Origin of the sequence: Arthrobacter sp. V1I9 (assembly GCF_030817075.1) — a bacterium.
Taxonomy (GTDB): Bacteria; Actinomycetota; Actinomycetes; order Actinomycetales; family Micrococcaceae; genus Arthrobacter.
The window spans coordinates 358,589-377,751 of the sequence record NZ_JAUSYU010000001.1; the positions used below are offsets into that span (position 1 = coordinate 358,589).

General features: G+C 64.7%; 14 protein-coding genes. 8 read left to right on the forward strand and 6 right to left on the reverse strand.

Going from position 1 to position 19,163, the window contains the following annotated elements; all coding sequences use genetic code 11:
* Window positions 1-205 precede the first annotated feature (205 nt).
* From QFZ70_RS01690 to QFZ70_RS01700, 3 genes are all read right to left on the reverse strand, one after another.
* Entirely contained in the window at window positions 206-1,459 is a 1,254-nt protein-coding gene (locus QFZ70_RS01690; protein WP_307093797.1) for an RNA polymerase sigma factor, read from the reverse strand.
* A gap of 4 nt (window positions 1,460-1,463) precedes the next feature.
* Window positions 1,464-1,889: a YciI family protein gene (locus tag QFZ70_RS01695; RefSeq protein ID WP_307093798.1), complete on the reverse strand. Its 426-nt coding sequence runs from the start codon at window positions 1,887-1,889 to the stop codon at window positions 1,464-1,466.
* Window positions 1,890-2,207: 318 nt separating this feature from the next.
* Window positions 2,208-2,510 carry a DUF4193 domain-containing protein gene (locus QFZ70_RS01700; RefSeq protein ID WP_307093799.1) on the reverse strand — a complete coding sequence of 101 codons (303 nt, stop codon included), beginning with the start codon at window positions 2,508-2,510 and terminating at the stop codon, window positions 2,208-2,210.
* 293 nt (window positions 2,511-2,803) lie between these two features.
* On the opposite strand from QFZ70_RS01700, the gene QFZ70_RS01705 reads away from it, so the two are divergent.
* Window positions 2,804-3,538 carry a GAF and ANTAR domain-containing protein gene (locus QFZ70_RS01705; RefSeq protein WP_307093800.1) on the forward strand — a complete coding sequence of 245 codons (735 nt, stop codon included), beginning with the start codon at window positions 2,804-2,806 and terminating at the stop codon, window positions 3,536-3,538.
* 170 nt (window positions 3,539-3,708) lie between these two features.
* Here the strand turns inward: QFZ70_RS01705 and QFZ70_RS01710 are convergent, their stop codons facing one another.
* A complete protein-coding gene (locus tag QFZ70_RS01710) occupies window positions 3,709-4,731 on the reverse strand; it encodes an LLM class flavin-dependent oxidoreductase (RefSeq protein WP_307093801.1) in 1,023 nt (340 codons plus the stop codon).
* A 378-nt stretch (window positions 4,732-5,109) separates the two neighbouring features.
* Here QFZ70_RS01710 and QFZ70_RS01715 point away from each other — a divergent pair, with 378 nt between their 5' ends.
* Window positions 5,110-6,210, forward strand: a complete 1,101-nt coding sequence (locus tag QFZ70_RS01715; protein WP_307093802.1) for a calcium:proton antiporter — start codon at window positions 5,110-5,112, stop codon at window positions 6,208-6,210.
* A 277-nt stretch (window positions 6,211-6,487) separates the two neighbouring features.
* Here QFZ70_RS01715 and QFZ70_RS01720 read toward each other — a convergent pair whose 3' ends face one another.
* Window positions 6,488-7,348, reverse strand: coding sequence for a GntR family transcriptional regulator (locus QFZ70_RS01720; RefSeq protein WP_307093803.1), 861 nt, complete (start codon window positions 7,346-7,348; stop codon window positions 6,488-6,490).
* A 149-nt stretch (window positions 7,349-7,497) separates the two neighbouring features.
* Between QFZ70_RS01720 and QFZ70_RS01725 the strand changes: the two genes are divergently transcribed.
* The 6 genes from QFZ70_RS01725 (at window position 7,498) to QFZ70_RS01750 (ending at window position 16,628) form a co-directional block, all read left to right on the forward strand.
* Window positions 7,498-8,508 (forward strand): 2-keto-3-deoxygluconate permease, encoded by a 1,011-nt coding sequence (locus QFZ70_RS01725; RefSeq protein WP_307093804.1) that lies wholly within the window; start codon window positions 7,498-7,500, stop codon window positions 8,506-8,508.
* A 40-nt stretch (window positions 8,509-8,548) separates the two neighbouring features.
* Window positions 8,549-9,814, forward strand: coding sequence for a RuBisCO large subunit C-terminal-like domain-containing protein (locus QFZ70_RS01730; RefSeq protein ID WP_307097767.1), 1,266 nt, complete (start codon window positions 8,549-8,551; stop codon window positions 9,812-9,814).
* A 1-nt stretch (window position 9,815) separates the two neighbouring features.
* Entirely contained in the window at window positions 9,816-11,114 is a 1,299-nt protein-coding gene (locus QFZ70_RS01735; RefSeq protein WP_307093805.1) for a four-carbon acid sugar kinase family protein, read from the forward strand.
* 53 nt (window positions 11,115-11,167) lie between these two features.
* Window positions 11,168-12,211: an alcohol dehydrogenase catalytic domain-containing protein gene (locus tag QFZ70_RS01740; RefSeq protein ID WP_307093806.1), complete on the forward strand. Its 1,044-nt coding sequence runs from the start codon at window positions 11,168-11,170 to the stop codon at window positions 12,209-12,211.
* A gap of 321 nt (window positions 12,212-12,532) precedes the next feature.
* The gene (gene rlmN / locus QFZ70_RS01745) at window positions 12,533-13,771 is read left to right on the forward strand and encodes a 23S rRNA (adenine(2503)-C(2))-methyltransferase RlmN (protein ID WP_307093807.1); all 1,239 of its coding nucleotides are present in this window, start codon (window positions 12,533-12,535) and stop codon (window positions 13,769-13,771) included.
* A gap of 490 nt (window positions 13,772-14,261) precedes the next feature.
* Window positions 14,262-16,628 (forward strand): multicopper oxidase domain-containing protein, encoded by a 2,367-nt coding sequence (locus QFZ70_RS01750; RefSeq protein WP_307093808.1) that lies wholly within the window; start codon window positions 14,262-14,264, stop codon window positions 16,626-16,628.
* 126 nt (window positions 16,629-16,754) lie between these two features.
* On the opposite strand, the gene katG is transcribed toward QFZ70_RS01750, so the two are convergent.
* Window positions 16,755-19,049, reverse strand: a complete 2,295-nt coding sequence (gene katG / locus QFZ70_RS01755; RefSeq protein WP_307093809.1) for a catalase/peroxidase HPI — start codon at window positions 19,047-19,049, stop codon at window positions 16,755-16,757.
* Between the last annotated feature and the right edge of the window lie 114 nt (window positions 19,050-19,163).

Genomic DNA, 19,163 nt, shown 5'->3' on the forward strand with positions numbered 1-19,163 from the left:
AATGACGGCAGAAAACGGCCCCTTTTGCAGGCCCTCCCCGGCCATTTAAAGAGCCGATAACAGTGATTCCGTCAAGCTAGCTGCCGATGTCGGCGGTGGCGGTGTGGTCTTCATAGAGAAATGGGCGAGCGGATAGGCGCTGAATGGACGAGGCAACGCAGGTGCCACCGCGGGTTCTTTTCAAGCACAAGTCTCCTCGTCAGGATCAGAGGGTGGCTGCCTTTTTGAGCAGAACGTCTTTTTGTTGTTCGTTGGCGGTGAGTGCGGCTGCCTGCAGCAGTTCGGTTTTGGCTTCGTCGATTCTCCCGAGTTTGGTGAGCAGTTCTCCTCTGATACCGGGCAGAAGGTGTGAGCGGCGGAGGGCGCCCTCGGCAACGAGGCGGTCCACGATCTTCAGGGCGGCGGCAGGTCCGGTGGCCATGGAAACGGCTACGGCGTGGTTGAGTTCGACGACGGGGCTGGGTGCCAGGCGTCCGAGGGCTTCGTAGAGCAGAACGATTTTGTTCCAGTCGGTTCCTTCGAAACTGCGGGCGGTCGCGTGGCATTGGGCGATGGCAGCCTGGAGGCAGTAGTTTCCCCTTCCGCGGCCGAGCGCATCTGCCCGTGCCAGGGATGTGAGGCCACGGCCGATTTGGGTCCTGTCCCAGCGTGATCTGTCCTGGTCCGCGAGCAGGACTGGGCGGCCGTCGCGGTTGACGCGCGCGGCGAACCGGGACGCCTGGAATTCCATCAGCGCAACGAGTCCGTGGACTTCAGGTTCCCGTGGCAGCAGGCCGGCGAGTACGCGGCCAAGGCGCAGTGCTTCGTTGGCGACCTCGGTCCGGATCCACCGGTCGCCCGTTGTGGCGGCATAGCCTTCGGTGAAGATGAGGTACAGCACCGCCAGTACCGCGCTCAGGCGCGCGTTCCACTCGTTCGGTTCGGGGGTGTCGAAGGGCACCTGGGCGGCCGAGAGAGTCTTTTTTGCCCGAACGATGCGTTGCTGGACGGTGGCGACGGGAACGAGCAGCATCCGTGCGATCTCCTCGGTGGTCAGGCCACCGACGGTTCGCAGCGTCAAGGCGACCTGCCCCTCACGGGAGAGCACGGGGTGGCAGGCGGTGAAGACGAGCCTAAGCACGTCATCGGGGATCGGCTGCCACTGGTCCTCAGTCACCTCCCTGAGGTCGTGGGCAATCGCGCGGTAGCGTTCGTCGAGCCGCTCCCGGCGGCGCCACGCATCTATTGCCTTGCGTTTAGCCACGACCGTGAGCCAGGCGCCCGGGTTATCCGGGACGCCCGACCCGGGCCATTGCGTCAGGGCGTCGATCAGGGCTTCCTGCGCGAGATCTTCAGCCATCCCCACATCGCCGGTCACCTTGGCAAGTGTTGCGATGATTTTGGCGCTTTCGATCCGCCACACCGCGTCCAGGGTCCGCTGAATAGCCGGCGTGGGGGAGGGCAGGTCCATCTCGGGCATGTGGCTAGGGCTGGTTGAGTTCCTCGCGCCAACCTGCTTCCTTTTGCAGGTACTCGTTGTCGGCGAAATCTTCAAAGTCGCTCATATCGGTCACGCGGCGGACTTCGAGTTTGCTGCCCGGGCCAAGGGGGCAGCGGCTGGCCCACTGGACCGCTTCTTCCTTGCTGGCGGTCTGGATGATCCAGAAACCGTTGAACAGTTCATGGGTTTCCCCATATGGACCGTCGGTCACGATGGGGTTCTCGGCTGAGAAGTCGATAACGAACGCTTCGCTCATGTCATCGGAGAGCCCTTCACCGGCGAGCAGCACCCCGGCCTTCATGAGGGACTCGTTGTAGGCGCCCATGGCGTTGATGATCTGCTCGGAATCCGCGGTTTCGTATGCCTTTTTCGCCTCATCGGTAGACCGCATGATCAGCATGAACTTCACTGTTCTTCTCCTTCGTATTGAGGTCGCCTGATGCGTCCTTCTACTATCGCGTCGAACAGGCAAGCACCGGATCGACAAGGACTAGGAAAATTCTTATTCACAGACGCTGGATAGCAAAAGTATTCCCGGTCTTTGCTCGGCCGCTCGATCCCCCTGGGCCGGTTATTGGAACACTCGAACACCCAGGCCCATACGTCCTCAGGAGTCCGCAGACGCGCTGTGGCAGGTATTGATCGGCCGGGGCATCACCCCCGGGAAGAACACCTTGGCCATGACCGGGCCGGCGGCGGCAGACTAGCTGGGAGACGGCGTCCGCGCTTAGCTTTCGCACTCGATGCAGTATGAGTGGCCGTCCGCCTCCCGCGCCCGTTGGGACCGGTGCCGGACCAGGAAACAGGAGTAGCAGGTGAACTCATCCGCGCCCTGGGGAATGACCTGAACGATGAGCTCCTCAGAGACAATTTCTCCCCCGGGAGTCAGTCCCTCATCGAGTGCGTCGGACTCGTCCAGTTCCGTGACGACGCTGCGGGCATCCGGGGCATTCGCGGACTGCAAGTCCTCCAGTGAACGCTCCTGGGACTCCTTGACGTCGGAACGCACTTCGTCATAATCAGTTGCCACTTGGTGCTTCTCATTCCTGATGGATTTTTCTGACGAGACTCCAACGCCTGCCAAGGCGTCATTGTTCCCGAAAACAGGGCCCGCCAGACGCGGACATTGTGGTGTCATTCCATGCGGAGTCAGACGCAGGAATTCCATATCGGGTAACTGGCCCGTGTCGAGGCAGCACGGATAGGCGCCATCGGTCGGAGCTTGTCCTGGTGATGAAAGTTTCCCGTCGTAGAGCCGCGGCCGGCAGGTCGCTCTTGCGGCTCCACCAGCGGTAAGTACAGGCAAAACAGTAAGATGGGCCCGTGTTGAGTCCATCAGGTAACGATCCCAAAGATCAGCTCCAGAGCATCCTGGTGGGTGCAGAGAATGGCGCTGAATTTCTCTCCGGACTCTCCAAGCTCGCCGCCGCTGCAGTTTCCGAGGAATCCGGCGACACCGTCGAGTGTGCGGTCACGGTCAAGGCAGGGCGCAGTCCCGCCACTGCCGCAGGGAGCAGCGAACGTGCGGTGGAGTTGGATCAGATCGAGCCGGCCGTTGGTGATGGTCCCTGCATGGCAGCGCTCCGGGAGATGTCACCGGTGCTGATTGACGACGTCGCTGCCGATAATCGGTGGCCGGAGTTGAACCGGAAGTTCGCCGAAGCGGGCGTGCTCAGCTCCTTAGGCGTGCCTTTGGAGATCAGCGGGAACGCCAAGGCCGCTCTGAACTTCTTTGCGTCCAGACCCGGCGCGTTCACTCCCAAGGTCTATGAAAAAGCCGTCGGCTTTGCCGCCGCCGCCCATAATGCTCTGCACCTCTCAGTCCGCATTATCACTGCAGTGAACCGCGCGGAAGATCTGGAGGCGGCCATGCACGGCAGGACCGCCATCGACCTGGCGTGCGGGGTCATCATGGCGCAGAACAGGTGCTCACAGGCAGAAGCGATGGCCATCCTCAGCAAAGTCTCCAGTAACCGCAACCAGAAACTGCGTGCCGTGGCCGTTGAACTGGTTGAACGGCTATCCGGCCACAGCATCCAAACCCACTTCGATGCCTAAGGGTCAGCGGTTTCCGGGATCCGCTTTTTCCAGAAAAAATGAGCCGACCATGACACGTCCTTTACTCCGGCACGACGCCGATGGTCGGCGCCGCGTCCTGGTCCCGCCCGGCGCCGGTGGGCACCGGCGGGACCGGTGCTGATCCCTTCGACAGGTGGTGCCACACGGGGTCAGCGCCAGCCGAGCTGCGGCGCCACGTGCTTCAGGATCGACTCGATGACGTGGGCGTTGTAGTCCACACCGAGCTGGTTCGGGATCGTGAGTAGCAGGGTGTTTGCCGCGGCGATCGCCTCGTCCTCGGCCAGCTTCGCGGCCAACCCGTCGGGGGTATCCGCGTAGGACCGGCCAAAGACCGCGCGCGTTTTCTCGTCGATGTTGCCCACCTGGTCGGCGCTGTGGCGGTCGCGGCCGAAGTATTTCCAGTCGCGTTCGTCCGTCAGTGCGAAGATGCTGCGGCTGACCGAGACACGTGGCTCCCGCTCGTGCCCCGCCTCCTTCCAGGCCTGCCGGTAGAGCTCGATCTGCTCGGCCTGCTGGACGTGGAAGGGCTTGCCGCTCTCGTCGTCCTTGAGCGTGGAACTCTGCAGGTTCATCCCGAGCTTCGCCGCCCAGATGGCCGTCGCGTTCGAGCCGGAACCCCACCAGATGCGCTCCCGCAGGCCCTCCGAGTACGGCTCCACGCGCAGCAGCCCCGGAGGGTTCGGGAACATCGGGCGAGGGCTCGGCGCCGCAAAGCCCTCTCCGGTGAGCACCTCGAGCAGACGCTCGGTATGCCTGCGGCCCATGTCGGCATCCGACTCGCCCTCGGCGGGGGCGAAGCCGAAGTAACGCCAGCCGTCGATGACTTGCTCGGGTGAACCCCTGCTGATGCCCAGCTGCAGTCGGCCGCCCGAGATAAGGTCGGCCGCGCCTGCTTCCTCAGCCATGTAAAGAGGGTTCTCGTAGCGCATGTCGATCACGCCGGTACCGATCTCTATGCGACTGGTCCGCGCCCCGATCGCAGCGAGCAGAGGAAACGGGGATGCGTATTGCTGCGCGAAGTGGTGGACGCGGAAGTAGGCGCCGTCAGCCCCCAGATCCTCAGCCGCGACCGCGAGGTCGATCGCCTGCAACAGCGCGTCCGACGCGTTGCGCGTGCCGGACCCGGGGTGATCGGTCCAATGGCCGAAGGACAGAAATCCGATGTTCTTCACACCAGAGGCCAACATGATGGCAGCCGGCCATATTCCCCGGCGGAATCCCGGACTCGCACCCCTTCCCAAACAAGGGACGCCTCCGCCACAGCCGGAGATCCGGCCAGTCCATCGCCTCCCTGACAGGTGAACGGTTTCCGCGTGCGGGTTCGGGCCGGTAGTGCCGGATTTAGTCTTGCCCATCAGCAACCTGGAACGGTTTCTGACCTCCCCGGGCCCGACGGACCAACCCACACGAAGAACTCGGTTGCGCTCCTCTCTGCCGGAGCTCCCGCCCATCTTCAAGAATCAATATCCCACTTCAAGGCGCAATTGCCGAGCAGTAGGCACAGCGTCATGCGGCTGGGAGATCTTGCCGTTTCTGACACAATGACGTGCATGGGAATCCGTGCTTGGCCGTTTCTTTTGAAGTGGACAACGGTGGTGCCGGTACTGGCGATCGTGGCCTTGGTCGTGACCCGGGGCCGGGACCTGGGAATGGTGGCGGTGACAGTAGTTGCTGTACTGCTGGCAGGGGCGGTCCTGGCGGCGGTTCACCATGCCGAGGTAGTGGCCCATCGGGTAGGGGAACCCTTTGGCTCGCTGGTGTTAGCAGTGGCGGTAACGATTATCGAAGTGGCTCTGATTGTCACTCTGATGATCTCCGGCGGTCCTGAGACCGCTTCTCTGGCCCGCGATACAGTCTTCGCCGCCGTTATGATCACAACCAACGGTATTGTCGGGCTCTCCTTGTTGCTCGGCGCAATCCGGTACCGGTTGGCTGAATTCAATGCCGAGGGCACCGGCGCGGCCCTGGCTACGGTCGCCACCCTGGCCACCCTGTGTCTGGTTCTGCCCACGTTCACAACCAGCACGCCCGGCCCGCAGTTTTCCACCACCCAGCTCGCCTTTGCCGCCGTGGCGTCTCTGGTGCTCTACGGCATGTTTGTCTCCACTCAGACCGTGCGCCACCGCGACTTCTTCCTACCTGTGGCCGCCACTGATACCGGGAAGACTGAGGGCGAACACGCACCTCCTCCCACCACTCAACAGACGGCCCTGAGCATCGGGCTACTGCTGGTGTCCCTTGTAGCCGTGGTCGGGTTGGCGAAAGTCGAATCTCCGGCCATCGAGGCCGGGGTTGCGGCCCTCGGCTTTCCTCATTCCTTTGTGGGCGTGGTAATCGCGCTACTCGTCCTTGCCCCAGAAACCTTGGCCGCAGCGAACGCAGCCCGTCGCAACCGCATCCAAATCAGCCTCAACCTCGCCCTGGGTTCTGCCATGGCAAGCATCGGGCTTACTATCCCGGCCATAGCTATCGCCTCGATTTGGCTGGAAGGCCCCCTGCTGTTGGGCCTGGGTGCCACCCAAATCGTACTGCTGGCCCTCACCATCCTCGTAAGCGTGCTCACCGTGGTCCCCGGCAGGGCAACTCGTCTTCAAGGTGGTGTCCACCTCATCCTGCTGGCGGCCTTCCTCTTCCTCGCCGTCAGCCCCTGAGATCCATCCGCCACGGAGTTGTGCCCTTGTCCCATAACTCCGCCGGAGTTGAAGCCCCTGGGCTTTTCCATGATTCGTTTGGCCACAGAAGTCGGCTCATTCGGAAATCGGGAATTTCGCTTTAACGTCAGGTTGGGGTGTGCCACAACTGCACGACTCAGAAGCGCGGTGGGGTTGCGTAGTCCGCTCCGTCCGCACTGCTAATGACGCACCAGCGGTGTCAGTTCAGGCATCTGCTCCTGGGGTCGGAAGTCATCTGCACTTCTTGGCGTTTCCTTCAGCGTGGGCCTCGTTCGAGGTCCGCCAGCTCGGATTCCAGTTGCTGCGTCAGGGTCCGCAGGCGTCGGACGTGTTCCTGGGAGATAGGCGTCGGCTGCGACGTCACTTGTGCGTCGACGTCAAAGACGGTGTTGGGGCTGTGCCAGACGTTGAACCATTCGAGGCCGTGGCCCAGGGCGTCGCGTGTAACGCCTTGGAGCAGGAGCAGGGGTTCGCGGGTACTGGTATGGAGTTTGAGCGCCAGGTCAGCATCTGCGGCCACGGCCTGGACCTGTCTGGGTCCGCCTGCCGGATGGTAGCCGTGCTCCCGCATGAGGTTGAGCAGTGATGCGTTTTCCAGCAGTTCCTTGGTGAAGTGGGGAAAGAGATCCCGGGGAACCCAGGTTCTCATGAACGCTACCGGGACTTCTTCGAGGTAGCGGATCCGTTCAATTTTCCATGTGTTGGTGGTGTTCAGTGCCTCTGCCGCTGATTCGGGCGGGGCGGCATGTTCGACGGCGACGACGTGGGTGCGCAGGCGCTGGCCGTGCGCGGCGGCCTGTTCATCCAGCCCACCGGCACGCTGGAGATGCCGGCGGAGGACCGGTGCGGCGGCCACGACGCTGCCGCGGCCGCGCTGGCGACGGATCAGCCCGAGGTCGGACAGTCCGGACAAGGCCTGACGTACCACGCTGCGGGAAACACCGAACTGTTTCTGGAGTTCCTCTTCGGTGGGAAGGGGAGAACCGGGGAGCAGCGGCCGTTCCAGTATCTGCCGGTGCAGGATGTCCCGGATCTGCGCATGAAGGGGCGGCCCCTCCTCCCGATTCAGGCCGTTAGCCCGCTCCCGGGACTCTGCCCCGGCTGGTTGCACACTCACACTGACTCCTTTGCCGCTCGAGCACATCATAGCCCGCACGCGTGGCATCTCCTGCTTGACGGGTGATCAAAACCACAGGTAATGTACGTACTAATTGTACGGACTTGATCCGGCGACTGGAACATACAATGACGTAGAAAGGTCGAGTAATGACTCAGCTGCACTTGAGGGGCGGGCGCTCACGCCTACCAATGTTTGCCTTCCTCCAAAAGGTCCCCGCTGGCATGATGCTGATCCCGCTGATGCTGGGGGTGCTGATGAACACCTTCGCGCCCGAAGCCCTGAAAATCGGCGGCTTCACCACCGCGCTGTTCAAGGAGGGGGCCCTGACACTGATCGCGGTGCTGATCCTCGCCACCGGCGCCCAGATCACCGGAAGCCACAGCGGCAAGGCTGCCGCCTCCACCACCACCGTTGTGCTGGTCTGCAAGACCCTGATCCCGGCCACGATTGCGGTGATCCTGGGCCTGATGGTCGGCATCGACGGCATCGCCGGGGTATCGATCCTGGCGATGCTGGCAATCTTCGGAAACAGCAACGGCGCCCTCTGGCTGGCGTTCGCCGGCCAGTACGGCGACGAGCGGGACACCGGCGCCTACGTCGCCAGCGCCTTTGATGACGGACCATTTCTGGCACTGATCTTCCTCGGCGCATCCGGGCTGGGCGACATCCCGGTGCTGGCCTTCGCCGCGGCATTGATTCCGTTCATCATCGGCCTCATCATCGGCGCAGTCGACCGGGAGTGGACGAAGGCCCTGGACCACGTGCCGAACATCGTGATCCCGTTCATGTCCTTCGCCGTTGGCACCGGCATCAACCTGAAGACCGTGCTCACCGGCGGCTTCGCCGGGATCTTCCTCGGCCTGATAGTCGTCATCTTCACCGGAGGCCTGACCTACCTGGGATACCGGTTCGTCCTCAAGCGAGGCTTCAAGAGCGGCATCGGGTTCGCCGCCGGCACCACGGCCGGCAACGCCGTCGCCGTACCCGCGGTAGTAGCCGTAGCCGACCCAAGATTCGAACCCTTCGTCGCCTCCGCCTCAGCCCAGGCCGCCACAGCCGTCCTCGTGACAGCACTACTCGCCCCAATCGTCGCCTCCTGGGCCCTGAAACGGGCAGGAGGCCTCCAGCCGGCCGACCCGGTCCCCACCGCAGTCTGAATAAAACCACCCCTACATCCCATTTATGGACGGAGAAACCATGCGCGACCCGCGCTCGGTGCGTTGCACCTACTACCTGGAGTCCGAAATTGACCCTGCGAAGGCCGCAGCCATCATGGCGGGCGAGCAGTCAAGCGGCACCTTCCTGCCGGTACCCGGCGAGTCTGCACGTATCCGGGAGCGGCACGCCGCCCGCGTCTCGGACGTTCAGGAGCTTGGCTTTTGCCGGCCCTCCCTGCCGTCACGGACAACCCCCGAGAAGGTCCGGGCCGCCCTTGTCACCGTCGATTTCCCCATGGAGAACGTCGGCACGGACCTGGCCACCCTGCAGACCGCCATCGCCGGCAACCTCTTCGAACTGGGCGACCTTTACGCCTGCCGCCTGCAGGACATAGCCCTGCCCGAGGACTTCGTCGCCGCCCACGCTGGCCCGGCATTCGGCATCGAGGGGACGCGCAAGCTCATCAGCGACGTTCAGGGCGTCATGGTGGGCACCATCGTCAAACCCAACGTCGGACTCTCGGAAGAGGAGTTCCGGCTGGTGGTCCGGGACCTGGCGTTGGCCTCCATCGACCTGATCAAGGACGACGAACTGATGACCGACCCCGCCTACCTGCCGTTGGAGCGGCGGGTCGTGGTCGCCACTGAGGAAATCCGCGCCGCCGAGCAGGTTAGCGGCCACTCCACCATGTACGCCTTCAACATCACCGGTGACCTCGCCGGACTGCAGAAGCGCCACGACCTGGTCGTTGAAGCAGGCGGCACTTGCGTGATGCTGAACATCCCCGTGATGGGACTGCCCGCCCTGGCCATGCTGCGCAGCTTCGCCGAGGTACCGATCCACGGCCACCGGGCAGGCCTTGCGGCCTCGATGCGGTCCAAGGCCCTTGGCATGGACTACCGGGTCTGGCAGCAGATGGCCCGCCTCGCCGGCGCCGACCACCTGCACGCCAGCGGGCTCGGCAGCAAGTTCTACGAACTGGACGAAGAGGTCGCCGCAAACATCCGCAGCCTCCTCGAACCCCTCGGACAGACCATCGCGCCGCTGCCTGTCCTGTCCTCCGGGCAGAACGTCACCACCCCCGGACCCACCTTCGACGCCGTAGGATCCACGGACCTGATGATGCTCGCCGGCGGCGGCGTCGCAGCCCACCCGGACGGTCCCGGCGCCGGGGTGCGAAGCCTGCGCCAAGCCTGGGAAGCAGCCGTGTCCGGGGTACCCCTCCAGGCGGCAGCGAAAAAGCAGTCCGAAACCGGTGACGATGCACTCCTGCACGCCGTCCAAACCTTCGGAAAAGGTGCCTGACATGCCCGCTTTTGGATTCGTCGCAGACGACCTCACCGGAGCCGCCGACGTCCTGGCCCAGTCCCACCGCTACGGACTCGAAGCTGTCCTGGTCATTGGCGACGCGCCCCTGCCCGCCGATGCTGACGTCGTCGGAATCGCCGGACCCTCCAGGTCCCTGGCAGGGACGGCATTCGACACCCTGGTACGCAGGGATCTGGCCGGCATCGCACCGCTGAACCTGGAAGTGCTGCTCTACAAGGTCTGCTCCACCTTCGACAGTTCGACCACGGTCGGAAGTATCGGCCGCGGAATCCAGCTTCTCCATGAGCAATTCCCCCTGCACGGCCCCATCCCGGTCGTTCCGGCCCAACCGGCCTTTGGCCGCTACACCGCTTTCAGTAACCACTATGCGGCACATGCCGGCCAGGTCTACCGGCTGGACCGCCACCCGGTCATGTCCGGGCATCCGTCCACCCCCATGGCCGAGGCCGACCTGCGCCAGGTCCTCGCTGAACAGCTCGGCACCGGGGACGTTCCCGGTGCCATCCACCTGCCCGCCTATGAGGACGGCACCTTCAAGGACGCCTGGGCCGACCGGCGGCGGGAGCCCGGAGCGCAGGCCTTTGTTGTGGACGCCGTGGACGAACGCCACATGGACGCCGTCGCCGAAGCACTGACGCGCGAGGAACACGGGCACGGTCCTTCCGTGGTGGTCGGCTCCGGCGGAATCATGGCAGCGCTGGCGCGGTCCATCTCGGACCAGACTCCGCGCGGGCCTGGACCGCAGCAGCCATCAGGACCCGTGCTGGCCATCAGCGCCTCTGCCTCCAGCACCACAGCCGAACAGATCAACGACGCCGTTTCCCAGGGTTGGGAGGACGTGCCCGTATCGGCCGAGCTGCTGCACGGACACGACGCCGCGGCCGTAGCCGCCCTGGACCGCCGCGTTTCAGCAGCCCTTCAGAAGGGCCGGAACGTCATCGTCCACACCACCCGAGGACCGGGGGATCCCCGTTACGGGGCCGCCAAACCGGCTGATGCCGGCTACGTCGGAGCACTGATCGGAGGGATTGCCGCCCGCATGGCCACAGCCGGCCTCACCCGGGACATCGCCGTGTGCGGCGGAGATACCTCCAGCCACGCACTCATCGCTATGGGCGTCCGCGAACTGCGCGTCTCCGACCAGTTCGTCACCGCAGGCCCGGTCCTGCAGGCTGACGGCGGCTCCGCCGTCGCCGGCTGCCGCTTGCTGCTCAAGGGCGGACAGGTCGGTCCCATCAACATCCTGCGCCGCTTCGCCGGCCAACTTCCCGACTGATACCCATCCAAGCATTCCCCACGCATCACCAGAACCAATGAAAGGCGGCCCCCATGCGGGCAGTAGTCAAAACCGCGGCCGAACGAGGCGTTGAATACGTCACCGACGCCGGAGACCCCAAAGCATCAGAAGGCACAGTCGTCATCGAGGTAGGCGCCGCCTCCCTCTGCGGCACAGACCGGGAACTGTATGAATGGACCCCCTCCGCGCAGGCCTTCAACCTCAACCTCCCTGTCATCCTGGGCCATGAAGGCGCAGGCACCGTAGTCGAGGTCGGGCCCGGCGTCAGCGGACTGAAGGTGGGTGACCAGGTAGCACTTGAAAGCCACTTGACCTGCGGGCAGTGTTTCCCCTGCCGCACAGGAGATGCCCACACCTGCGAAAACACAGGCATCCTGGGCATGCATATCGACGGCGTCTTCGCCCAATACGCCGCCGTGCCGCAGGACATCTGCGTCAAGCTCCCCACCGGACTGTCCCTTGAGTCCGGCGCCCTGCTCGAAGCGGCCGGCGTCGCAGTCCACGCCATCCAGCGCGCCAACTACTCCGTAGCAGGACGGGCCGTTCTCGTCAGCGGCGCAGGCCCCGTCGGTTTGGTGGTCGTGAACCTGGCACTGCTCATGGGCGCCTCCCACGTCATCGCCGTCGACCCCAACCCCTACCGGCGCGCCCAAGCCGAAAAACTCGGCGCCATCGCACTGCACCCCAACGACGGCATCGTCGAACGCTGCCGTGAACTGACAGGCCGCCGCGGCGGCTTCGACGTCGCCTTCGAATGCTCCGGAGCCCCCGGCACCTTGGCAACACTCTTCGAAGCCGTCCGCCGTGAAGCCACCGTCGTCACCGTCGGCCACCCGAGCCGACCCGCAGAAGTCGACATCGCAGCCCACATCAACAAAAAAGGCATCACCCTGCGCGGAATCTTCGGGCGCCGCCTTTGGGAAACCTGGGAACAAAGCCTCCTGCTCCTGGACTCCGGCAAGCTCGAGCTCGACTGGCTCATCACCCACCGCAAGAAACTCAGCCAATTCGATGAAGCCGTCGAACTCCTCACCGGAGACGCCTGCAAAGTCCTGCTCATCCCGGGCCTCGGCTGACCATAGCCCAAACCGCTGAACCGTCCAGCGTCGCATCAAAGAGACCAAGCGGGGTGTGCATATGCGATGCACCCCCGCTTCCTCTTCACAAATGAGCGCCAAACGAGCGGAGAGCTCCACAGGTCAACGGGGCGTTCCCACACCAAGCGATGCTCCGTATGAAGCTGCTGGCCGCTCTACCGTCCATCCAGGGGCCGGTCACGACAGCTCAGAAGTGTAGCGGGCGTACAGGTCCGGCAGGCAGCCCACCGGCCAGGGCGGGAGCAGCATCATAGTGCCCCGATTCCCCAAAGTGAAAACCGGCATGGGACAATGGCAAGGATGACTTCCCCCACTCCTTCCTCTGAAACCGCCCGCGCCCGCCAACAGGGCGGCGCGCCGGCCGACAGCACCCGCCCGCAGGTCCTCCCCACCGCCGAGGGCTGGGAGCAGGCGCGCACTGTCGAGGGCCGTCCGCTGCTCCAGTTCGCGTCCCCGCGGGTGAAACAGCCGCCAACGCACCTGGCCGACCTGACCCTGGCCGAGCGTGCCGAGAAGCTGAAGGAGCTTGGCGTCCCTGCCTTCCGGGCCAAGCAGCTCTCCACGCACTACTTCCAGCACTGGACCACGGACCCGGAAGCCATGAGCGATCTGCCCAAGGTTGGCCGCGAAGAGCTCGTCTCCCAGATGTTCCCGCCGCTGCTCACCGAGGTCCGCCGCCTCCGCACGGACAAAGGGGACACCATCAAGTTCCTCTGGCGGCTCTTCGACGGTGCGCTGGTGGAGTCCGTGCTGATGCGCTACCCCGGCCGCATCACCCTCTGCGTTTCCTCGCAGGCCGGCTGCGGAATGAACTGCCCCTTCTGTGCCACCGGCCAGGCCGGGCTGACCCGCAACATGTCCACCGCGGAGATCGTTGACCAGGTGGTTGCTGCGAACCGCGCCATCGCGGCAGGCGAGCTGGGCGAAAACGAGCACGACGGCGAGCGGGTCACCAACATCGTCTTTATGGGGATGGGCGAGCCGCTAGCCAACTACAAGCGAGTGATGGGCGCTCTCCACCGCTTTGTGGACCCCTCGCCGGAGGGCCTGGGCATGTCGGCCCGGAACATCACGGTCTCCACGGTGGGCCTGGTCCCTGCCATCCGCAAGCTTGCGGAGGAGGACCTGCCGGTCACCTTTGCGCTGTCCCTGCACGCTCCCGACGACGAGCTCCGCGACGAGCTGATCCCGGTCAACAACCGGTGGAAGGTGGACGAGGCGCTCGACGCGGCCTACAACTACTACCGCAAGACTGGCCGCCGGGTCAGCATCGAGTACGCGCTGATCAAGGACATGAACGACCACCCCTGGCGTGCAGACCTGCTGGCCAAGAAGCTGAACCAGCGCGGCCGCGGCTGGGTGCACGTAAACCCGATCCCGCTCAACCCGACCCCGGGCTCCATCTGGACCGCCTCGGAAAAGCCGGTGGCGCAGGAGTTCATTGAGCGGCTCCGCGCCGCCGGGGTGCCCTGCACCCTGCGCGACACGCGCGGCAAGGAGATCGACGGGGCCTGCGGGCAGCTGGCTGCCGCCGACTAACGAGCGCGGCTGTCGGCTGCTCGGATTACGACGGCGGCGGCATCCTTTGCTGCGGACGAGCACTTGGCGCGCTCCCGGCCCATGCCTCCGTAACGGGCCGCTCCGCGCGTACCCGCTTTTTGAACGCGCCCTCGCCTTCCCTGTGCCGTTGGCGTGCCCATTTTCGGCAGCCGAGGGATATGTACGCCAGCGACAGATTGCAGGCGAATAGCTCCGTGAGGGCAACCCGGGGAAAGTTCAAGGTTTTTATAACTCGAATTGCCTATGTTGGCCGTACCCCCAGCAAACAGTTCGGAGTGGTCATGAATTTTCTGCACGACGCCGCCGCGGCGATCGCCAAACGTGGTAACGCCGAAACAAGCGGTCGGACGGCTTTCGGCAAGGTCTCGATTATTCGCGTCAGCCGCTTACCCCGCCTGGACGCCGGGGGCCACAGCCCGGTAATGAACCATAGGACGGCAGCGTCGGTTATCACGATGGAGGCGTTCTCATGAGCCCGCTGAACATGTATATCAATGATGGCTTCCTTCCCATGGTGGACGGATCACTGGTTTACCACCGGGGGTTCGGCGACAGGGCTACCCGGACAACTGACGCGAATCCCGCCCTGAAGATGAACCCGCACGTCTTTACGGCCGCCGGTGCGGTGAAAGCCAGCCGCTACTACCCCCTCAACGCCCCTTTGCCTCCTTTCGGAAGGCCGCAGCCCCTAAGGGAGGACCCGCAGTTCGAGCGCCAGTTTCTGCCCCGGCGCGCCCACTGGGCCAGCTACTTCCCGCAGCGGACGCTCATTGCCGAAACCGGCAGTACCGTCAGCATCCTGCTCCACAACAACTTGGCCCAACCACACGAACTGCGCTTTCACGGTGCCCGTGCGGCGGCTACTGCCGGTGGGCCCAGGGGAGACGTCAGCAGCGGAATCGTCAACCCGGGGCAAAGGAAAGAAGTGAAATTCGTGGCCCCCGCTCCCGGCACGTACTTGTTCTCCGACCCCGGAAACGAGCCAGTCGAAAGAACCCTGGGCCTGTACGGTGCCTTGGTTGTCATTGATCCTCGATATGCGTGGCGCCTTAGCCCTACTGGCGCCGAGTTCGAGCGCCAATGGCTGTGGCTGTGCCACGATGTGGAACCGAACTGGGCGCGCATTGCCTCCAAAGGCCAAGCGGTCAATCCTGCCACCACTCCTGCCGTGCCGCGGTACTTCACGCTCAACGACTACTCCGGCTTCCAGGCGCTGGCACTTACCACGGACGAGGTGTTCAACGAGCACCGGGAGGAGGACACGCTGCCCTCGGGCTTCCCCAGGGAAACAGATGTGCGGAACTTCAGCGCGTCGCCGCAGCCGGGTGCAGTCCGCACGGGGCAGCTGGTGAGGATGGTCAACGCCGGCATCGTGGATCACCAGCTGCACTACCACGGGAACCATGTGTGGACGGTGCGGGCCAACGGCCTGGACTTCCCCCGTTCAGGTGGCAGGGTCAGCCCTGCAGGCGACGTCATCCTTCAGCAGTGGGAGGACACAGTCCAGCTGCAGCCGCTTGAAACCAAGGAAGCAATGCTGCCGGTCCGGCGTCCGCCTGAAGTCATTGACGAAGTGTGGGATGCCAGGACCGAGGACTGGAAGTACCCCATGCACTGCCACGCCGAACCGTCACAGACAGCCGCAGGTGGCCTTTACCCCGGTGGCCTAATGTCCGACTGGGTGCTGGCCGCAAAACCTGTCCCGGAGCCCGGTCTTCCGGAAACGGTGGAGGACGAGGCGCACCACACGTTCCGGAGCCAGGTGGACTTCGCTTCGGACCAGCCGCATGAGGGCAGCCCTGAAACCGAATTCCTTCTCCGCCCAAACGTTTCGGTCGAAATGGATTTCTTCAGCAGGGAACTCGACTTTCCCGACGGCTCTGAGCACGAGGTGTGGAGCTTTGAGAACGACAAGTCAGGACGGCAGCTGCCGGGGCCGGTTGTGCGGGTGATGGAAGGGCAGATTTTCCACGCCACCATCAAGCCCAGCAAAAAGGTCCACACCATCCATTGGCACGGCCTGGAACCGGATCCCCGCAACGACGGCGTGGGCCACACGTCCTTCGAAGTGTCGGGGCATTACACCTACCAGTGGCGGCCGGACGCTGCAGAACCCGGCAACCCGAACCGCGGCGCGGCGGGAACGTACTTCTACCACTGCCACGTCAACACACCCCTCCATGTGCAAATGGGCATGTTTGGAGCGGTGATCGTGGACCCCGCCGCAAACCCGGCAAAACCGGTTAACCCGGGGACCCGCCGTCACTCGTTCAACGGTCCCCTCTATGACATCGCCACGGAAACGCTGATCGCCCCGTATTCAGTCGATCCGCGATGGCATGAACTGAACCACGCAGCGGGCCTGTCAGGTGAGGACGCAGGCCTTAACCGCTTCCAGCCCCGGCACTTCTTCCTGCTGGGTGGCGTCATACCGGCCCGGCCCCGGGGCGACCGGGTCTGGGCCGTCTCTGCAATGAAGGCGAACGTGGTGGCCGGCAAAAAGGCTCCTACCTTGGTGCGGATGGTGAACGTGGACTACTTCCCCACCCGCACGCGGTTCCTCGATGCCGCCGGAAAGCCGGTGGCCATCGCCGAACTGGTGGGGCACGATGGCCGTCCGTTTTGGAACACCCCCAGCCCCACCGGGCCGGCCGTTCCGCCGTCCTCGGCAGGGCAGCCACTGATGACCAGCATCATCAAGTCCGGGGCGGCGGAGAAGTTCGATTTCCTGCTGCGTCCTCCTACCGCTGGGAAGTACACCATCGCCATCGATTTCCTGCACTGGATCACCGGCCAGGTTCTCGCGACCCGCACTGTGGCCGTCACCGCTGCATGAACAACGCAGGGGTACTCCGTCTCTCCGACTCCTGGCCGCCAATCAGCAGCTGCGTCCTCACTGAGACGGCTCCGGGCCGGCCGCAAGATGCAGCCGGCCCGGAGCCCGTCACTCAGTACGGGGAGATCAGCGCAGGTCGAACCGGTCCAGCTCCATGACCTTGACCCAAGCCGCCACGAAATCGTTGACGAACTTCTCCCTGGCGTCGTCGCTCGCGTACACCTCGGCGACCGCCCGGAGCTGGGAGTTCGAGCCGAACACCAGGTCCACGGGTGTGGCGGTCCACTTCAGCTCGCCGGTAGCAACGTCAGTGATCTCGTAGACGTTTTCCTCGTCCTCCGATACCTTCCATTTGGTGCCAGGGGAGAGCAGGTTGACGAAGAAGTCGTTCGTCAGGACCTGTGGCCGGTCGGTGAGGACGCCGTGGTTGGTACCGCCCACGTTGGTGCCGAGGGCACGCATGCCCCCCACGAGCGCCGTCAGCTCTGGCGCGGAGAGGTCCAGCAGGTACGCCTTGTCCAGTAGGAGGGTCTCCGGCTGGAGCTTCCCGCCGGGGCGCATGTAGTTGCGGAACCCGTCCGCCCGCGGCTGCAGGTACTGGAAGGACTCGACGTCGGTCTGGTCCTGGGAGGCATCGGTGCGGCCGGGCCGGAACGGCACCGTGACGGCGAAGCCCGCGTCGCTCGCGGCCTTCTCCACCGCTGCGCAGCCGCCGAGGACGATCAGGTCTGCCAGTGAGACCTTCTTGCCCCCGACCTGGGCGGCGTTGAACTGCTGCTGCACCGTCTCAAGCGCCTGCAGCGCAGCGGACAGCTGCTCGGGCTCGTTGCTCTCCCAGCCGCGCTGGGGTTCCAGCCGGATCCGGGCGCCGTTGGCACCGCCGCGCTTGTCCGTCTTGCGGTAGGTGGAAGCAGCGGCCCATGCGGTGCCGGCCAGCTGCGAAACAGAGAGACCCGAGGCCAGCAGCTGGGACTTGAGCGAGGTGATGTCCTGCTCGTTGATCAGCTCGTGGTCCACCGCCGGGAGCGGGTCCTGCCACAGCTGGGCCTCGGGGACCCACGGCCCGAGCATGTGCGGGCCGACGGGCCCCATGTCGCGGTGCAGCAGCTTGTACCAGGCCTTGGCGAACGCGAGCTGGAACTCGTCCGGGTTCTCCAGGAAGCGCCGCGAGATCTCGCCGTAGGTGGGGTCGACGCGCAGCGAGAGGTCCGTGGTGAGCATCGTGGGCCGGTGCTTCTTTTCGGGATCGTGGGCGTCCGGGATGATCCTCTCGGCGTCCTTGGCCACCCACTGGTGCGCGCCGGCCGGGCTCTTGACCAGCTCCCATTCGTGCTCGAACAGGATCTCAAAGAAGCGGTTGCTCCACTGGGTGGGCCGGTCCGTCCAGGTGACCTCCAGTCCGGAAGTGATCGTGTCTGCTCCCTTGCCCGACCCATGCGTGCTGAGCCAGCCCAGGCCCTGCGCCTCGAGGTTGGCGCCTTCCGGCTCGGGACCGACGTGCGCGTCGGCGTCACCGGCGCCATGGGTCTTGCCGAACGTGTGGCCGCCGGCGATCAGCGCGACGGTCTCCTCGTCGTTCATCGCCATGCGCTTGAAGGTCTCGCGGATGAACGCCGCGGCCAGGAGCGGATCCGGATTGCCCATCGGCCCCTCGGGGTTGACATAGATCAGACCCATTTCTGTGGAGCCGACCTCCTCGGACATCTGGCCTTCGCCGATGTAGCGTTCGTCGCCGAGCCAGGTGTCCTCCGGCCCCCAGAAAATCTCTTCGGGCTCCCATACGTCCTCGCGGCCGAAGGCGAAGCCGAACGTCTTGAAGCCCATCGACTCGAGCGAGACGTTGCCGGCGAGGACCAGCAGGTCGGCCCAGGAAAGCTTCTGGCCGTACTTCTGTTTCACGGGCCACAGCAGCCGCCGGGCCTTGTCCAGGTTCGCGTTGTCCGGCCAGCTGTTAAGCGGGGCGAACCGCTGGCTGCCGTCTCCTGCACCGCCGCGGCCATCGTGGACACGGTAGGTGCCGGCGGCGTGCCAGCTCAGCCGGATCATCAGGCCGCCGTAGTGGCCGAAGTCCGCGGGCCACCAGTCCTGCGAGGTGGTGAGGACCTGGATGATGTCCTGCTTGAGCGCCTCGACGTCGAGCTTCCCAAACTCCTCGCGGTAGCTAAAGGAGGGGCCGAGGGGGTTGCCTGACGGATTGTGGCTGTGGAGAACGGTGAGGTCCAGCTGGTTTGGCCACCAGTCCGCGACGGTCCGCGGCCGGTGCGCCTTGGGCTGCGGCGAGTCGATCGCCGGGTTCTCACTCTCGCTGCCGTGCGAGGTCACACTGCCATGGGCCACGGGGCATCCGCCCTCAACCTTCTGGTCCAGGCCTTGGGCACTTCCTGGGGTGGGAACCGGAGGATGTTCCTGGGGATCGGTCATGTGCTTCCTTCCATGTGGCCGAGGCCGTGGTCGGACTCGGGCGGCCGGTTCAACCCTCCTATGTAATCACGAGCGGGAGCGCGGCGAGGCCCCTCATATAGTTGCCGGTGCTTA

Bases quoted from the DNA above. Each gene is read 5' to 3' on its own strand.
- rlmN (WP_307093807.1), top strand. From the start codon at position 12,533: ATGACTTCCCCCACTCCTTCCTCTGAAACCGCCCGCGCCCGCCAACAG.
- QFZ70_RS01750 (WP_307093808.1), top strand. From the start codon at position 14,262: ATGAGCCCGCTGAACATGTATATCAATGATGGCTTCCTTCCCATGGTG.
- QFZ70_RS01725 (WP_307093804.1), top strand. From the start codon at position 7,498: ATGACTCAGCTGCACTTGAGGGGCGGGCGCTCACGCCTACCAATGTTT.
- QFZ70_RS01715 (WP_307093802.1), top strand. From the start codon at position 5,110: ATGGGAATCCGTGCTTGGCCGTTTCTTTTGAAGTGGACAACGGTGGTG.
- QFZ70_RS01735 (WP_307093805.1), top strand. From the start codon at position 9,816: ATGCCCGCTTTTGGATTCGTCGCAGACGACCTCACCGGAGCCGCCGAC.
- QFZ70_RS01690 (WP_307093797.1), bottom strand. From the start codon at position 1,459: ATGCCCGAGATGGACCTGCCCTCCCCCACGCCGGCTATTCAGCGGACC.
- QFZ70_RS01730 (WP_307097767.1), top strand. From the start codon at position 8,549: ATGCGCGACCCGCGCTCGGTGCGTTGCACCTACTACCTGGAGTCCGAA.
- QFZ70_RS01740 (WP_307093806.1), top strand. From the start codon at position 11,168: ATGCGGGCAGTAGTCAAAACCGCGGCCGAACGAGGCGTTGAATACGTC.
- katG (WP_307093809.1), bottom strand. From the start codon at position 19,049: ATGACCGATCCCCAGGAACATCCTCCGGTTCCCACCCCAGGAAGTGCC.